The organism is Pseudomaricurvus alkylphenolicus, from assembly GCF_011683955.1.
Taxonomy (GTDB): Bacteria; Pseudomonadota; Gammaproteobacteria; order Pseudomonadales; family Cellvibrionaceae; genus Pseudomaricurvus; species Pseudomaricurvus alkylphenolicus.
The window spans coordinates 161013-178798 of record NZ_JAAQPI010000015.1; the positions used below are offsets into that span (position 1 = coordinate 161013).

Annotated in this window: 13 protein-coding genes; 2 read left to right on the plus strand and 11 right to left on the minus strand. The window is 54.3% G+C overall.

The annotated features are described in order from the left end of the window. Nucleotides 1-70: 70 nt before the first annotated feature. Nucleotides 71-925, minus strand: coding sequence for a LuxR C-terminal-related transcriptional regulator (locus tag HBA55_RS38090; RefSeq protein WP_166998659.1), 855 nt, complete (start codon nucleotides 923-925; stop codon nucleotides 71-73). Between the two features lie 348 nt (nucleotides 926-1273). On the opposite strand from HBA55_RS38090, the gene HBA55_RS28855 reads away from it, so the two are divergent. Both HBA55_RS28855 and HBA55_RS28860 read left to right on the plus strand, forming a co-directional pair. After that, nucleotides 1274-2242 carry an HpcH/HpaI aldolase/citrate lyase family protein gene (locus tag HBA55_RS28855; protein ID WP_166998661.1) on the plus strand — a complete coding sequence of 323 codons (969 nt, stop codon included), beginning with the start codon at nucleotides 1274-1276 and terminating at the stop codon, nucleotides 2240-2242. An 18-nt stretch (nucleotides 2243-2260) separates the two neighbouring features. After that, nucleotides 2261-3529, plus strand: a complete 1269-nt coding sequence (locus HBA55_RS28860) for a CaiB/BaiF CoA transferase family protein (protein WP_166998663.1) — start codon at nucleotides 2261-2263, stop codon at nucleotides 3527-3529. A gap of 46 nt (nucleotides 3530-3575) precedes the next feature. On the opposite strand, the gene HBA55_RS28865 is transcribed toward HBA55_RS28860, so the two are convergent. The 10 genes from HBA55_RS28865 to capA form a co-directional block, all read right to left on the minus strand. Then, entirely contained in the window at nucleotides 3576-4025 is a 450-nt protein-coding gene (locus HBA55_RS28865) for a superoxide dismutase [Ni] (RefSeq protein ID WP_166998665.1), read from the minus strand. A 78-nt stretch (nucleotides 4026-4103) separates the two neighbouring features. Beyond that, nucleotides 4104-5117 carry an HD-GYP domain-containing protein gene (locus HBA55_RS28870; RefSeq protein ID WP_166998667.1) on the minus strand — a complete coding sequence of 338 codons (1014 nt, stop codon included), beginning with the start codon at nucleotides 5115-5117 and terminating at the stop codon, nucleotides 4104-4106. Further along, nucleotides 5110-5622, minus strand: coding sequence for a GTP-binding protein (locus tag HBA55_RS28875; protein ID WP_166998669.1), 513 nt, complete (start codon nucleotides 5620-5622; stop codon nucleotides 5110-5112). The genes HBA55_RS28870 and HBA55_RS28875 overlap by 8 nt, the downstream gene beginning before the upstream one ends. Continuing rightward, on the minus strand, nucleotides 5619-7376 hold the full coding sequence (locus HBA55_RS28880) for an OmpA family protein (protein ID WP_166998671.1): 1758 nt from the start codon (nucleotides 7374-7376) through the stop codon (nucleotides 5619-5621). Before HBA55_RS28880 ends, HBA55_RS28875 begins: the two co-directional genes overlap by 4 nt. Nucleotides 7377-7420: 44 nt before the next feature. After that, a complete protein-coding gene (locus HBA55_RS28885; RefSeq protein WP_166998673.1) occupies nucleotides 7421-7978 on the minus strand; it encodes a hypothetical protein in 558 nt (185 codons plus the stop codon). A 94-nt stretch (nucleotides 7979-8072) separates the two neighbouring features. Then, on the minus strand, nucleotides 8073-9833 hold the full coding sequence (locus HBA55_RS28890) for a bifunctional protein-serine/threonine kinase/phosphatase (protein ID WP_166998675.1): 1761 nt from the start codon (nucleotides 9831-9833) through the stop codon (nucleotides 8073-8075). 164 nt (nucleotides 9834-9997) lie between these two features. Continuing rightward, nucleotides 9998-11473, minus strand: coding sequence for a NarK family nitrate/nitrite MFS transporter (locus HBA55_RS28895; RefSeq protein WP_166998677.1), 1476 nt, complete (start codon nucleotides 11471-11473; stop codon nucleotides 9998-10000). Between the two features lie 306 nt (nucleotides 11474-11779). Next, the gene (locus HBA55_RS28900; protein ID WP_166998679.1) at nucleotides 11780-13174 is read right to left on the minus strand and encodes a short-chain fatty acid transporter; all 1395 of its coding nucleotides are present in this window, start codon (nucleotides 13172-13174) and stop codon (nucleotides 11780-11782) included. Nucleotides 13175-13279: 105 nt separating this feature from the next. Next, a complete protein-coding gene (locus tag HBA55_RS28905) occupies nucleotides 13280-15676 on the minus strand; it encodes a TonB-dependent receptor (RefSeq protein WP_166998681.1) in 2397 nt (798 codons plus the stop codon). 28 nt (nucleotides 15677-15704) lie between these two features. Then, complete coding sequence (gene capA, locus HBA55_RS28910; RefSeq protein ID WP_166998683.1) at nucleotides 15705-17786, minus strand: caprolactamase subunit alpha; 2082 nt, start codon at nucleotides 17784-17786, stop codon at nucleotides 15705-15707.

Here is a 17786-nt window from a genome sequence, read left to right on the forward strand (position 1 = left end):
GGATATATTAATTGGTTTAGTCAGAAGACTGTTGAAAAACTCAAGGGACCTTTTCAACAGTCTGCCACAATCAGGTTCTCGGGTGGTTTGTTGATCGAGGCCAGTACACAGTTAACGGATCTTCGCCCTGGTTTGCTTGCGTGTCCAGACTCGCCCCCAGAGCTGACAAGAACAGTGAGAACAAATCTGACTGGCTGCAAACATCCAGTTTCACATAAATATTCTTGCGGTGGACTTTCACCGTACCACAGGATATGCCCAGTTTCTCGGCGATGGATTTAATGGAATGGCCGCGAAGGATCAGCTGTACCACCTCCTGCTCCCGTTCAGACAGGCGCGAACGACCAAAATTCTTCTGCGCGGATGCCAGCTCTTGATGAATGCGCCCGGTGCCAGAGGTGGCGTTGACGGAATCAAAACGCCGGTAGCGGCTGCGCACCAGCTCGCAAATAACCGGCGCGACGTATGCGCAACCCTGCCGTTGTACTTCCTGGTATGTGAGACGATAGCTGCCGCAAGAAACCATGACGACTGTGTTCGGGTTCACTCGGCTGACAAAGGCCAACTCAGAACGTAAACCTGTCTTACAGAAGTAGTGACGATGGTAATCACTCTGCAAAAAACCTTCGGGGGCGACGTCTTCAATTCGATACACCCCGTCGTTCAGCTCTGCCCGGCGATTGGCCAGAAAATAAGGCGCCACCAGATATCCGCCCTGCAAGTGGTAGTCATGCAGCACTCGAACATTGGCCTCACTGATATTGGCAAAGAGCACATCGGGGCGATTATCCCGGTGGTAAGCCAATACCAATAGCCCATCGAGGGGCAACAGTGTCTTAAGAGTCGCCTGCAAGGCGCACCAGAATTCTCCCGAATCCCCCGCCCTGATCAGCTCAGCCACCCACTGGGGCCACGAATTGCTCACTGCACCATCTCCACGTTTCTGATTAAAGGTCAGTCGTATCTGCTCTACCCTATCGACGACTGAATCTGGCCGGAAGTGAAAGCTTCTTATGGAATTGGCGAAATAAATTCACACTCCATGTCACACAATCTGTAGTTTAACTACAAAAACAACAACCAAATGGCGCTCCTTAATTTTGGCCTCAACACCTTGAAATCATGAGCAACCCAATAAACTCCATAACCAGCTGAAAAATAGATCTAAACAAAAGACTTATAACAAAAGGGGTATTGCCCAAAAAGTAATTTAACTACAAGAATGACAGCCTTCACTTTCATCAGTCACAAAGAACAATACAGGAGAGTACCCATGGCCATTAAAAACCGATTGCACCGAAGCGAGCTGGCGGTTCCTGGATGCAATACCAACATGCTGGAAAAGGCTCCCCGCGCTGGCGCCGATCTGGTCTTTCTGGATCTGGAAGACGCCGTGGCCCCTGCCGACAAAGATCAGGCGCGCACGAACGTGATCGCCGCCCTTAATGATTTGGACTGGTCTGCCTGTGCCACCTCTGTGCGCATCAACGGCCTCGACACCCACTATATGTACCGTGACCTTGTGGATGTCATGGAGCAGGCCGGCGATAAACTGGACACCATACTGATCCCCAAAGTGAATACGCCCGAAGATATCTATCTTGTCGCCACAATAATGACCCAGATTGAGCAGGCCAAGGGCTATAAACCTGTAAACCTGCATGTGTTGATTGAAACCGCCGAGGGCATGGCCAATATCGAACAAATTGCCCGTGCCTGTCCGCAGCGAATGGAAGCCATGGTTTTTGGTGTCGCTGACTATGCCGCATCCATTCGCGCGCGCACGACCCAGATCGGTGGCGCCATTCCGGATTACGGTGTTCTCACCGGTGAGGCCCGGGATTCAGATCGTGGATTTTTGCTGGGCGACCCCTGGCACTTTGCCCTGTGCCGCCTGGTGGTTGCCTGCCGTGCTAATGGCCTGAGACCGATTGACGGTCCTTTTGGCGCTATCGATGACCCCGATGCCTATGTGGCCGTCGCCAAAGCTGCCGCCGCGCTCGGCATTGAAGGCAAGTGGGCTATTCATCCCAGCCAGGTCTCTCTGGCCAACGACATATTTACTCCCGCAGAGAAGGAAGTGGTTCGGGCCCGCCGCATCCTCGAAGCCATGTCCGAGGCTGCCACCCAGGGGCTGGGGGCGGTCTCTCTTGATGGTCGCTTGATCGACGCCGCCTCGATTCGCCAGGCAGAAGTTGTCGTTGCCCAGGTTGAACAAATTGAAAATGCCCGTGGGCTTTAAAGCGCGGAGACCTTGCCAATGAATCAATCCTCGCCAGACTTAACTCTTTTTATTCAGCAGCAACGGCAAGCATCGAAGGTTGAAGACTTGCCCCTAAACGGCAAGCGAGTTCTCGATCTCTCCACGGTGATAGCGGCGCCTTTTGCTGCTGCCCTGCTGGGAGACGCCGGCGCCGAAGTCATCAAAATTGAAAACCCGGCGGCGCCCGATGCACTGCGCTCCTGGGGAACCCATCATGAAACCGGCATCGAACCTTTTCACGCGGTTATCGGTCGTAACAAATTGCCCATAACCATCAACCTCAAACGCGGCGAAGGGCGTGAGATTTTTCAGGAGTTGATCAAGAAGGCCGACGTTCTGATCGAGAATATGCGCCCGGGCGTAATGGGCCGACTGGGCCTTTCACATGAACAACTGCTTGAAATCAATCCGGGTTTGATCATTGGTAAAGTATCCGGATTTGGTATGAGCGGCCCCAAGGCCGAACTGCCTGGCTTTGGCACCGTAGCAGAAGCCTATAGCGGATTTTCCTATCTCAACGGCACCGCCAACAGCGGGCCAACCAGTCCACCCAATGCACTGGCTGATATGACGACAGGTGTGCATCTGGCGTTTGCGGTCAGCCTCGCATTACTGGGCCAGGAGCGTGGCGCCAAGGGCGGGCAAGTTATTGACATGTCTTTGTACGAACCACTGTTCGGTTATCTGGGTGGAGAGTTTCTCAGCTATAAACTCACCGGCGAGAACCCCGAGCCCATTGGCAATGAGCTCAGGGCAGCCGCTCCGCGTAATGTGTATCGCACACAAGACGGTCGGTGGATCGCACTTTCCTGCTCTTCCCAAAAGCCCTGGGAGGATCTGGCTCGCGTGATGAAGCGGGAAGAGCTGATCAAGGATCCGAGGTTTCTCACCAACAACGATCGCATTCGCCCGGAAAACCGTGCAGCACTGAACGATATCATTCAGGATTGGCACAGCACCAAAACAGAGTCGGAGATATTGGCTCTTTTCCGCCAAAAAGGGATTACCGCAGGGCCGGTGATGACCATGGCGGCTATTGATAACGACGAGCACTTTCAACAGCGCGGTTCATTTGCCACGGTGCAGGACCCTGCCACCGGTGTGGAACTGAAAATGCCAAATGTCCCGATTCGCCTGCTGGGCCAGACGGGACATGTGCGTTTTCCGGGACTGCCCCAAGGCAGTGCAAACCGCGCGATTTACCAAGACCTGCTCGGTTATAACAGCGAAATGATCGAAGATTTAGGGCGCGGTGGGGTTATCTGAATCCTGCGGATGCCACAGCAAGGCGGCGTCCGCTCAATTCGGGATTTTAGTGCTTGTGCGCAGGGTAGTATCCTTCAATAGCCTTGATCGCCTTGTGCAGCGCCAGGGCGTATTTATCGTCGGCGTTTTGTTTGGCCTTCATCGCGGCAACGATTACCGCATGGTGCTTTTGCAGACGTTCGGCGTAATCTTTTTGTTTGGTTTTTACCCGCTGGGTCAAAAAGTAATCACTGATGGATTCGATGACGTTCTGGGCATGTTGTTCTTTGTTCATGACCCAACGAACCATCTGATTGCTGGACTGAGCATCGGTCTTGCCGGCCAGCTTGGCGATTTCGTCGGTGGCCTTGATCACCGTGGTGGCGTCTTCCAACATCAGTTTTACGCGCAGGTTGTCATCATAAATGCCGCAGGGAATCTGACAGTGAGCGATGGTGGTAGTGCTGGCCATAACCGTCAACAAGCCTGCGAACAGAACAGTCAGTGTTTTTTTCATGGTGGTGTCCCTAAAAGAAATTTTGGAGGAAGGACATTGTGACGATTTGTGCTAAGGGAGGCAACGACAGATAACGGTCTACTGAATCTCCTGGCGTATACGTCGAATCTCGGGCAACAATTCCAGAAACACTTCGAACAGGTTCGGATCGAGATGATTGCCCGCAAGTTCCCGCATCATATTCAGCGCTGTGGGCTCATCGTAGGCAGGTTTGTATACGCGTTCGTGCACCAATGCATCGTAGACATCCACAATAGCGGTGATGCGGCAACTGATGGGTATGGCCTCCCCCAAGAGTCCATCAGGGTAACCCGTGCCGTCCCAACGCTCGTGATGAAAGCGGGCAATATCACTGGCCATGTCCATCATGGGAATCCCGGTATTGGCGAGCATTTCCGCACCGATAGCGGCGTGTCGCTTCATGACACTCCATTCTTCCTTTGTCAGTTTACCGGGTTTCAACAGCACATAATCGGGGATGCCTATCTTGCCGATATCGTGCATAGGCGCCGCCATACGGATCTGGTCGACCTGGTCCTGAGGCCAGCCGAGATGCTTGGCAATGGCTTCAGAATACATGCCGATGCGACGAACATGAGCGCCGGTTTCTTCATCACGAAAACCCGCAGCTGCCAACAGGCGAAGCGCAATCTGCTCTTCCCGCTCGCGGATTTGCGCCGTGCGTTTGCGCATTTCCTGTTCCAGGCGCTCCTCCGTTAGTAAGTGCTCACGAGCGGCCTGAAGCTTGCTGGCTGCTAATTCGTGCTTTACGCCCGGTGCTTCGATCACCAGAATCGAGCTGCCGTCCACCGTCAATGCGATCGCTTCAAGCGCGACATCAACTCCACTGCGAGAACGTTCATACCAGGTACCGGAATGGCGGGGGAAATCGGCGCCGCTTTGCCAGTGCGCATCGGCGTCAATCAGGAAGTTATCCAGAAACAAAAGATCATCGCCCAACTCGAATGGCTCACCACTGTTATCAAAGAATTCCGCCAATACCTCAGGCACCTGTGAGTGTGCGATAAACCACCGACCTTCTGTACGCTGCAACACCAGCTGGTCAAGTTGCTGAAACACTCGATCAAGCATCACCCTGCCCCCCCAACAACATAGACGAAGACAGCTTCACGAACAGGGCTTCCACCTCTTCCCCTGTTTTCGCGCTGGTGCGTAAAACCGGCATATCCAATGCCTGCAGTTGCTGTTGATACGCTTCCTCCAGGCGCCATTCGTCCAACAGGTCCACCTTGTTGAGAGCAACCACCCCTCTCGCGCCAGGTGCTGATTGCTGCGCTTTTTGCAGTAGTTCGAACATCTTTTCGACGGTTGCGGGGCGCGTTGGGTCCGCTACCAGTATGAAACCGGAAGCACCACGCAGATAGGAGCCATTAAGCTTGGCGAATTCGTCCTCTCCGGCCAGATCCCAGATCATCAGATTGACCTGCCGACCGTCAATCTCAACCACTTTCTTGTCGATCTTCACCCCAACCGTGGTCAGATAGCGCTCATCAAACAGACTCTCCACATAGCGCCTGACGAGGCTGGTTTTCCCAACCGCAAACCCGCCCAGCAGACAGATCTTCTTCTGAATCACGGCACTGCCTCCTCTTGCGCGATCACTTGCGCATTCACGGTAACACTGCGCCGAACAGCCCCGGCCACACGGTCGTCAGCCAACACATATTCTGCCCTGAAGTCTGTGGTGACTACGCCCAGCGCGTTAAGCATAGCGATGATGTTCTCCGCTCTTTCGCGGCCGAGTATACGGTTGTCTTCATCAGACCCCAGTGGATCAGTATGGCCCGTGATCACTATTTGCAGACGCTCACCATCGGCGCCAATCATTGCCTGGAGCTCAACAATATTAGCCGCCAGTTGCTTCAGTTTTTCACGATCATCCGGGGAGGGCACTGCGACCCCAACTGAGTAGTCCAAAGTGACGGCATTAATACTCGTCATAAGAACTCTCATCGCCTGCTGCCGCGCTTCGATATCCTCCAGCCCTGCCACATCCAATGCCGACACCCCCAGCATGGCTAAAGGCATTGCCATCAGACGCTGATACCAGGCAGTGTCGCTCTGGCCACTGATCACCAGGCGGTCGCCCTGTAATCCGATTGATACGCCTGCCGGCGGCTGCAGCACCTCTTGTATCCGGCGCTGCAAAATGGGGGCGTCCAGGGCAAGATAAGCTTGCCAGTGAAAATTGACCTGATCCTCACCAAAATTATGCTGCTGCAACAGCAACTGTAGATCACTGGCCAGTGGGTCCCGCAGACCGGAAATTTCACCACGTCCGTTGCGCCAGCGAGCGGAGGTAACCAGAACACCGGGCTCTGCGGCCACAGAATTGACCAGATTGGCCCAGGCCTGTTGTTGCTGTTGGCGAGTATAACTCCAGTAGGACAAGCCCAAGGCCAGTGCGGCCAGGGCTAAGGTCGCCCGCCAGGGGAAGCTGCGTGGTTTTTCCACCTGAGACTGGGAAGCCAGACAGGGCGCAAGCAGCTGTGGCAACTTTACCATCAGCTCCGCGTCGCCGTTGAACTGAGCGAACTCAACAGAGTATTGGGTGTGGCAGGCTTCCAGCACCTCACTCATCAGCTCCCGATAATCGGCGCTGACATTGCCCCGCACCGCCACCGCCAATACCGCGCCAGGCCCCTGCTCCAGCAGTACGTTTAATTCCCCCAGGCGCAGCGTACTGAGCCGATCCTCTTCAGAAGTGGTGAAAGAGTCGCTGATAAAATCCTGAATGGCAGTCAGCATACCAGACACCATGTCCGGCGCTTTGACGATGGCATTGTCGGCCTGCAGGTGCTGCAATAACAGCCCCGTCTCACGGTGAATCAGGAATACCTGCTCCACCTGATAGACCATGGTGTTGAGCAACACGATTTCGGAGTAGGACTTGCCTGTGCGCCAGGCGTCGAAACGCCATTTCAGCGCCCTGGGGGACATGCTCTGCTCCAGAGCCCGATTAAAGCTCTCCAGCATGCCGGTCAGGGTTTCTGCTATGGATTTGCGAATGGCAGGCCCCATGACCGGATAGAGGGCGTCAGCGAGAGTGGTGGGGTTTTGCCGGATGGACTGGGTGAGAGCGCCGTCGATGGTGCTGCCAAGAGCCCGGGCCACCGAATCGTCCCGGCCGGCGCGAATGGCAAGGGCTTCTGAAATAACGTCAGCAAGTTGGGCACTGTGCTGGTTGGGGTTGCGCAACAGATCCCTGAGCGCAAGCAGCTCCTGGTACTCTGCGCCCAGCAGAACCCTTCGCAGGGTCTCAAATTCCGCCGAATCGGAAGCACTTTCTCCGACTTCGGGGGGGTCGATCTCCGCAGCACCCCTACTCAAGTTTACCCCCTTCCCTAGCGTGTTCCCTTCCCCGAGGCTAAGCGCTAGCTGCTTTGCGCTCCGGCAGCTTCGGTTTCGGAGAGCTGGTTGGCAATGCCACTCAGCAGGCTGGCAAGACTGGTGCGATCCGCTTTATCGCGGCTGAGTTTCTCCACCGCCTGGCGCAGGGCCTCAGTGAGTTCATCATGCAACTGCTGCTGTTGCTGCTTGACTTGATCAGCGTGGTTCAGCAATTGGTCCTGAAGGTCGTTATCTGTGGTCTGGCAGGCGGCTTCCAGCTGCGCGATGGAGCTCTCAATCGCCTGTAAATTCTCATTCACACCCTGGATCTCCGTTACCCGCTGCTGCTCCTCAGCGGCGAGGGACTCACACACCTGGTCGATACGGGCATTGATCTCTAGGGACATACTGTTCATTTCGTCCCGCAGCTGCTGGACCGAGCTGTTAACCAGGGTCTCCAGTTCGGCGTGTTTTTGCTGATGCTGCCGGACTTGCTGCCCGAACAAGATATCCCGCACGGTTTCCAGCTCGGTAATCACCCCGTCTTCATTGCTGGCGGCAGTGGATTTGGTGCTTCGTTTGGTGGCTTTTCGGGTGGTCACGATGCAACGTCCGTTTGAGTTTTATAAAGAATTGGAATTCCCTTATTCAACTATAGACCCGAAAGGACAATACTCCAGTTTCTGGCGCGAATGCCTACAGCTGGGACAACCACCACGCCTGTATCAGCACCAGCAGCAATAAAAGGGCGGAAATGGATTGCCAAACCAGCAGCGGATTGCGCTTTAGCAGTGGCGCGCTCTGGTGGTCCGCCAGCAGGCTGCTGTTGGGTGTGGTCAGGTCCGAGAGCAATTCCGACATGGCGCCGTAGCGCTCCCCAGGGGCCTCGGCGCAGGCTTTCTCCAGCGCCAGGTCCATCCACAGAGGCACGTCCTTGCGGGCGATTTGTGCCGACTTGTAATTCCAATCCTGATAGCGCTGGGGGTTGCGCTGCTGCTCCGCCGAGGTTTTGTAGGGCAATTTGCCCGTCAGCATCTCGTAGGCCATCACACCAATAGAGAATATATCCGACGCGTGTGAGCCCTTGTCGCCGCGCAGGTATTCCGGTGCGATATAGTCTACGGATCCCACCGGCACCTCTTCCTCCAGGGGGGTACTGATCTCTTCAAGCCCATCCACCAGTACCGTACCAAAATCAATGATCACCGCTTTGTTTTGCGGAGTGATCAACACATTTTCGGGTTTGAGGTCCCGATGCACCATACCCATGCGCTGGAATACCCGCACGCCGCGGATAATGGACTCGACCATGGTCCGCACGGTGTCGAAGTCCGGGCTGGGGTTGTCGTGCATCCACTGGCGCAGACTGATGCCCGGAACATACTCACACAAGTGATATAAGAACGGCGACTCGTGGGGGCGCTCGTAGATTTTCATGACAAAGGGACTGTTCAGGCGCCGGCCCACCCACTGTTCACGAATAAAGCCGTCCAGGTATTGGGCATCTTCAGCGAAATTATCCGAGGGCGCCTTGAGCACAAGCTCGCGACCGCTGTCCGCATCTTTAACAAGGTATAGATGACTGCGAGTGCCGCTGTGAATAATCCGCTGCACCTCAAAGCGATCTATGCGGTTGCCTTCGTCCATCACCGGCGGAATCACCAATTGGGTCAGCTGCCGGTGCACTTCGTCCACATCCGCTGCCGGCAGGTTCTCCACCCGTAACAACAGACAGCTTAAATTGTCATCGCTGCCATTGGCCAATGCCTGGTCCACAATGCGTGTGGCCAATTCTTCCAGATCACCACTGGCGGCAGACAGCAACTCCAGCGACTGCGCTGACGACATCCACTCGTGCACGCCGTCGGTGGTCATCACCAGCAAGTCGCCGACTTCGACGGGCACCTGGTGGTAATCCACTTCAAGGTGGCTGTCCATACCGAGGGCGCGGGTCAAGAAACTCTTGCGGCCGTATTGTTGATGACAGTGATCGCGGGTGAGCTGTTCCAGTTCCTTGCCCCGAAGCCTGAAAATGCGACTGTCACCAACGTGTATCAGATGAGCTGTGTTGGACTTTAACACCACACCGGAAAAGGTTGTGACCAGCCCATTGTGACGCAGATCACTCTGTTGACCGTGGTGAAACAACCAACTGTTGAGTGAGGTCAGCACCCTTCCCGCTGACTTTTTAACACTCCAGCTATCGGGGGTGCTGTAGTAGTCCTCAATAAATTGAGTGACGCTGGTCTGGCTGGCCTGTTGCGCGTTTTCACTGCAGCTCACGCCATCAGCAACGCAGGCGACGATCCCCTTGTAGTTGACCACGCCCTGGCTGGCCGGCAGTTTTGCGGCGAAGGCATCTTCATTCTGTTGCTTGCTGCCCGCAGTGGTATAACCGCCAACGCTGACCGTCAGACCTTGCGTTTTTGCATCGGCAGACGACTGCTCGTCTGGCATGGTGCTCCCCCAGGAAAAGTTTTGAACCTGCCCCATATTCGATCTACCTAGTCTAATCAACTACCCATTGGAAACAAACCGTTAGGCATAAACACAAAAACGGCCGCCCCGAAGGACGACCGTTTTCGTTATCTCTTGAGCTTGCATGTATCAGTCAAGGAATATCAGGCCTTGGCGACGTCGATCAGCTCCACACTACCGTCTTCGTTGATCTCAGCAATCTGTCCGGAAGGCTCTTCCATAAACAGCAGAGTTACAAAACCGAGCACAGCGGTACCGGCAATCACATAGAAGAACGTACTGTAATCCACCAGCGACAGAACGGTCAGGTACACCACCGCACCGACGTTACCGTAAGCTCCTGTCATTCCTGCAATCTGACCGGTCATACGACGCTTGATCAGAGGTACGGCGGCAAATACCGCGCCCTCACCGGACTGTACAAAGAATGAGCAAGCCATGGCAGCAACAACGGCGAGCCAGATCGGCCAGCTGCTATCGACCTGAGCCATCATAAAGTAACCTGCAGCAAGGCCAGCAGTCAGGATCAGCAGGGTCGGCTTGCGACCAAAGCGATCAGAGATCCAACCACCACCTGGACGAGACATCAGGTTCATAAAGGCGTAGGCAGATGCCACCATACCCGCAACCACCGGGGTCAACTCAAAGGTCTCGGAGAAAAACAGAGGCAGCATGGAAACCACGGCCAGCTCTGAACCGAATGTGGCGAAGTAAAGAACGTTCAGTACAGCAACCTGCTTAAAGCTGTAACGGTGCAGCTCAGGTACGGGCTCCTTGAAGATGTGCTTGTTCACCTTCCACACGTGAGAAGCGTCGTAGAAATAAAACAGGGTCAGGCCAACATAAATCAGGGTCGCACTGGTCTCACTCAACAGGCTCACACCGGCGGGAGACAGCTTCCAGGTCAACAGGGCCAGGGCAGCGTACATGGGGATCTTCATCAGCAACAGGAAGAACAGGTCGCCAACGGAAGTGACTTCCATCGCACCCAGGGTTTTGGGGCGGTAGTAAGTAGATCCCTTCGGAGTATCAGTCACGTTGTTGTAGTAAATGAAACCAAAGATCAGGCTCATCACACCAGTGATGCCCATGGCATAACGCCAGCCGTCGTCACCACCGAAGAGGATAGCAACAGTGGGCAGGGTAAAGGCCGCCGCCGCGGAACCGAAGTTACCCCAGCCGCCGTAAATGCCTTCAGCGGTACCCAGCTCATTGTGCGGGAACCACTCGGACACCATACGGATACCGATCACAAAGCCGGCACCAATCAGGCCCAGAGCAAAACGGGCGATGGCGGCCTGCACAAAGTTGTCGGCCAGGGCAAACATAAAGCAGGGAATGGAACAGATGATCAGCAGCGCCGAGTACACCAGGCGCGGACCGTATTTGTCGGTCAGCATGCCAATAACAACCCGGGCGGGAATGGCGATGGAGACGTTCAGCAACAGCAGCGTTTTAATCTCCTGGGTGGTCAGACCCAGAGAGCTTTTTACCGCCTGCAGCAGAGGTGCAAAGTTGAACCACACCATAAAGGTAATAAAGAAGGCCATCCAGCTTAGGTGCAGGATTTTCATCTTCCCCGTGAAGGAGAAGAGATTGAATTTTTCGGCGGAACTCATAGTGCCATATCCCCTGAGAGTTAATAGATCGAAGTTACCCTCACAAAAGCACAGGTTATGCCAAGTTAGTATTTTCTTTATTTATCAATAGGTTATGAATAACCCTAAAAAACCGCACCAATTTATGGCCCCATAATGAGGCGCTCACGCACCAGAACGCACCCCAAAACCTCCCGAGAAGGTCTGTTTAGGCCAAACTGGAAGCTCATCGACGAGGCGGGAGTGCACCAATAGAGGACACTTCCCGGTATCGAATCATATCGGGACGCAGGCAATAAGCCGCCGCGATATATTTCCAGCTGTGCTTCAGTTCAGTGGGGTGAGACTGACCAACAACGCGATGGCGACAGTCAGATAAATAAAGGGGATCAGTAGATAACCCATAACATCCCGCGCCTGAATTCTGACCCCAGCCCCCATAACCGGCAGAATGGTGAGAATAAAAAAGGGTTGCAGCAAGTTGGTCGAAGATTCGCCGTAAGCCACGCTCATGGCGATCCGCCCGATCAGTGCCTGTGTTTGCTCTGCAGGCATGCCAGAGGCAACGGCGGCTGCGGCTTCAACGAAAGCGGGGCCAATTACCGCCCATTCGCCGCCCGCGGAGGGAATGGCAAAGTTAACCACAGCTCCACACAACTGCGCCAACAGTGGCAGTGTTTGTTCTGTGGCATTGGCGGCCATCCATTCGGAAAACATCCCACCCAGACCCGAGTAGGTCATCATGCCCATAATGCCCGCGTAGAACGGATACTGAAAAACGATGCCGGAAATATTGCCACAAGCTCTCTTCATAGCGATGACAAATCGCATGGGCGTAATGTGCAACGCCAGCCCCGCTGACAGAAAGATAAATATCATGATATTGAGATCGAGGCCCGCCCCCTTGACCCCAAAGTGGCGAATCACCACGATCAATGCGGCCAATGCCACCAGCATCTGCAAGACAGGCCCGTTGTTCAGAGTGTCTGACAAATTCTTGCCACCGGCCTTTAAACATTCGGCCTCTTCCCTGACTGACTCCGTCCGATGGTCAGACACCAACAAATCCTGTAGCGACTGCTCTTGCCCGGCTGCGGGTTTCATCAGCCACATAATCAAGGGGACACCGATGAAAAAAGCCACCAGGTACAGCAGGTTCAACAAGCCCCCCAGGGTGTGTGAAACCGGCAATGTGGACTGCATTGCTCCCATGGAAATCAGAAAATTCCCTTCGGTATTGAGCAACAGCGGTATTGAGCTGGACAGACCCGCGACCCAGGGCTGGCTGGAGATATAGACACAAGCAATCAGGAAAGGATAATCAACGCCCTTGACCCGAATCGCCAATTCCCGAGCAAGCACTGCCGTTATCACCACCCAGCCCCAGCTGATTAACGTCAACAAGGCACCGACGATAACCACCACCAGATAAACCTTGCCAGGCGACCTGATCCAAAGCGCGACCCTGTCAATCACCCTGGACACCACCGGCGTCAAGGCAATGGCATAGCCGCAGACCAGCATCAACACCATTTGCATGGAGAATTCCAGCAACACCCAAAAACCGCGATACCAGCCATCGAGCGTTCCGCCAAGTCCGCTGTCGGTAAAAGCTATGGATAGCAACGCCACCAGCACCGTGAGCAGAATCGCGAACACGAAGGGTTCAGGCATCCACCGCTGTAGCCGTTGAGAGAAGAATTTGCCTGCCGTTTGTAGCATCTTATTATTTTCCCTATTTATACCTGCCCTGATTGGAGCATTATGATCCAATGGATCTTCCTTGTTTACGGGCTAAGATGTCAATGGAGCAGCGGTGGATTGATATCAGTCGTAATTGTACCGAACCGAAACTCCCCACCAACGAGGCTTGCCCTGGGCTTCTTCGTTACAGCCACACACCTGTGATAGATCGAACCCGACAGTGTTGTAACGTTTGTCATTGACGTTTTTAACGTAGGCATCCACTTGCCAGGCATCATCCGCGCTGGCCCAGGAGGCCCGCAGGTTGACCAGGGCATAAGCATCCATTCGGGTTGAATCGAAGTTGGTCAGATTGTGATAGGTTTCCGACTGGTAGGTAATGTCCCCCTGCAGAGCCAACGAACCATCGAAGACATCAACCGGCAATTGGTAGCGTACCAGAGCAGACGCTGTCTTTTCCGGGGCAAATGCCGGTGTGACATCCTTGCTCAGGGTTGAAGTAATGGCCACGTCCTTAACCGTGGCATCGAAGTAGCCCAGATTCAACATCAGATCCAGATTTTCGATAGGCGTCACCACCAATTCCAGTTCCGCTCCCCTGGTGGTGGCATCGTTATTGGTGATCTGGTTGGCAAAGCCCAGCCAGCGAGCGGCCTGATAGTCTTGATAGTCATAGTAGTAAACCGCACCGTTCAAGCGGGCGAGGCCTTCCAGCAGCGTGGATTTAAAACCGAGCTCGTAGGAAGTTAATACCTCTTCATCGTAGGGTATGACATCATCGGTAATATCACCCCCACCGGCGTTAAAACTGCCGGCCTTGACACCGCGATTCACACCGGCGTAAACCAGCCAGTCATCGGTGGGCTTCCAGTCCAGTTGCAGCTTGCCGGTCCAAAGTGTGTCTCGGGTATTGTCATGGAACGGACCGCGGGAAAAGCCGATCGAAGACAGGTCGACGGGATTGGCAAAGTCCCAACGTTTGGGATTCAGATTAGGTGCACTGAACAACACCTCGAAGTCGTATTCCTTGGACTCCACCGTGGCTCGCAATCCCCCCACCAGCGTCAAGGTGTCACTGATGTCGAACTCCATTTGACCGAACAACGAGTATGACTCTGTCTTCAGCGACGCTATGCGTGGCTGGTCAAAGTTAAAGCCGGTACTCGAGCTCGGTAACGCTGAAAGCCCGCTGATATTGTCGTTATCGATATACAGGTAGTAGAAACCCGCTACCCATTTCGTGGACTCGGTATCGCCGTTTAATCGAAATTCCTGTGTCAGCGTTTTTTCCTGAGCTTCCTGCAGCCAGATAAACTGGTCTGCGGGTGAGCCCTCCAGGTCCAGCGCTACAAACTTGTCGTAATCTTTGTAGTCGGTAATCGCCACAAAGGTCATGGTATCAAAGTCGATGCTGAGCTTGGCATTCAGGCCGTAGGTTTCGAAGCTGTTGAGATTGTCAAAGGCAAAATCACTGGAAGTATCAAAATCGTTGCCGTCGGGGTCGATATAGCCGTAGAAATCTCCACCGGCGCGAGGGCGAACACCATCGCTATCTGAATCCCAGCTACTGTCCAACCCTTCACCATTGGGTCCGATCATTTCACGGGTTTCGTCCGCACTCACGTAAAAGCTGTTTACCTGTTCACCATTAGCGTCCAGAACAGCAATCGTTTGCGCGGACTGGTATGCCCCCACCGAGGTGTCTGTCTCTGAACCGAATGCCGTTAGCAACAATTCTGACGTATCACTCAGTTCAAACTGCAGCTGGGCTCTGAGTGCCCAAGTGCTGTCATTCATCAAGTCATCACCCGCACCCTCTGGCTGATCAAGACCGTTGTTCAATGGCGGATTAAGACCCTCGGGCACATAGGTATTGTTCGGGTAGTGGTTGTCCATCACCTCGCTGTAGCGGTTGTACATGCCCGACAATCGTCCATTGACCCCATCAGCAATCGCACCGCTGACAGCCCCCTCAAAGCGCAGGTGATTGTAGGCACCGTAAGAAAGATCAGCATAGGCCTCGAAATCCTCTGTGGGCCGGTTGCTGATAAAGTGAATCAAACCGCCCGTCGCGTTGCGACCAAACAATGTACCCTGGGGCCCCTTAAGCGCTTCCACTCGATCAACATCGAAAGTGGAAAACATCTGACCCTGTTGCATAGCGACATAACCCTCGTCGATATAAACCGCAATCGGTGCTTCCACATGATCGTTAAAATCGTTCTGCGTCACTCCACGTATGGAGAACTGGGACATCTGCCCGGCAAAGCTGCCGGATACTGACACACTGGGGGTAAACTTTGCCACGTCTACACTTTGTTCAAATCCCAGCGACTTCATTTGGTCGCCGGAAAACGCAGTGATGGCAATTCCGACATCCTGGGCGGACTGTTCCCGCTTTTGTGCCGTAACCACAACCTCCTCCAGCACGCCGGCTTGAAGGTCGGTGCTTAACATCCCCGCTGTCATTGCGAGACTTAACAGATTTCTCTTCAGTAGGACTTTGGAATTATTGTTCATGACTCTCTCCTGACTTATTGATTCATGCTTATGCGTTTATCAACAGGCGGTAACAATTGGACGCCTCCAACTGCACCTTCCAGCCCGGTCTTACCACGATGGTGGTGGTGGGTTCCTCGATCAGAGCCGGTCCCTGAATGCAATCACCCGCTCGTAATAACCCCCCTTGATAAACCGGTGCACTCATCCAGCCACCGCTGTCGTCAAACAGCATGTCTCTGGGGCCAACCAGTGCTCGCTCTTCATTGCCATCGCTTTGGGTAATCTTGGGTTGCGCCGGTTTGGTCACCCTTGCGGTGAGGGTACTTTCTAGATTCACCAATTCCACCGGGTTATGTGGTTCAGCGTAGGAATACAATTGCTCGTGGCGTTGGTGAAAACACGCCAGCAATTGTTCGAGCCCCGCCTGATCGATAACACCGGTGGCTACCGGCACGGTGCATTCGTGAATCTGGCCCACATAGCGCATTTCAACGCTGCGCTCTATACCAATGTCAGCATCATTAAAACCATCGCCCAAGAGATGTGTTCTGCCCTTGTCCTCAAGCTCATGAAAGCTGCTATTGAGACCACTCAGATCTGCCTCAACATCGAGTCGCATCGGATTGGTCGCCAGGTAGTTGTACTTGACATCGGAGATGGTTTGCCCAAAGGCGCAAAGCCCGGAGGCGACCTTGGGAATCAATACTTCTTTGATGCCCATTTCTTCTGCCAAGGCGGCAATATGCATACCTGCGGCGCCACCAGCGCATACCAGTGCGAAGTCTCTCGGATCATAACCCCGCTCAATCGACACCCGGCGGATGCCGTTGACCATGTTCAGATTCACAATCATGCTGATGCCGTAGGCGGCCTTCTCCACTGAGATACCCAGTGGTTCAGCAATATGCTCGCGGATGGCTTTTTCCGCCGCCGCGCGGTCCAGAGTAATCTGCCCACCCAGTACCGCATCGGGGTTAAGGTAGCCGAGTACCAAGTTGGCATCGGTCACCGTCGGGCGTGTACCGCCTTTGCCATAGCAAACGGGTCCTGGATTGGCTCCGGCACTTTCCGGTCCTACCTGCAGCATGCCGTAGTCATCAACCGAGGCAATGGAGCCACCTCCTGCACCCAGAGTTTCCACCTGAATCATCGGCACGCCGATTCGGTAACGCAGAAAGTCGATGTTTTTGTTGAGATTGGTCTGCCCCTCGCGAGTCAGAGTAATGTCGAAGGAGGTTCCCCCCATATCCACCGTGATAATGTTGTCCACACCAAAGGGTTTGGCGCAAAAAAGGCCAGCCTGGGGCGCTGATGCCGGTCCCGAGTTAATGGCGTTAACGGCACGTCCCCTCATGGCACTGCCGACGGCCAGTCCACCATTGGACTGAAAATATCGAACCGGGTAACGCGCCCCCAAGCTGGCAAAGAAATCATCAATCTTAGACACGTATCGAGCCATAACCGGACTCAGGTAAGCATTGATGATGGTGGTGGATGTCCGGGTGTACTCGCGAACTTGTGGGTAAACCTCGCTACCGGTACAGATAAACACGCCGGGCAATTCCTGTTCCAGCAACGCTTTTGCCCGGCGTTCGTGTTCGGGATTTCGTACCGACCACAGAAACGAGACAGCGACACTCTCTACGCCCTCGTCACGGAAGTACTTCGCGGCTTCCACAATAGCGCGCTCATCCAACGTTTCCTTTTCGCTGCCGTCAGCAAGGATGCGACCTTTAATGGGTCGTCGCAGATGACGCGGCACCAGCATCTGCGCTGGTGGATAAGCAGAGTCGTAACGGTAGCCTTCTTCTTTGTGCCCCAGGCGGATTTCGATACTGTCCTCGTGACCTTCTGTGCACAGCAAGCCCATCTTTACGCCCTTTTTCTCGATCAGTGCATTCAGGGCAACGGTCGTGCCGTTAATGCAGAGATCACATTGGGCAATAATATCTTCAATGCTTTTACCGAGATCAGCGCTGATCTGTTCGAGTCCGGCGCGAATGGCCTTGGTGCCGTCTTCCGGAGTGGACGGGCTTTTGTAAAGACGCACACCGCCATCGAGATCTGCCAGAACAAAATCGGTAAAGGTGCCGCCGGCATCGATGCCAAGACGATATTGGGTTCTCAT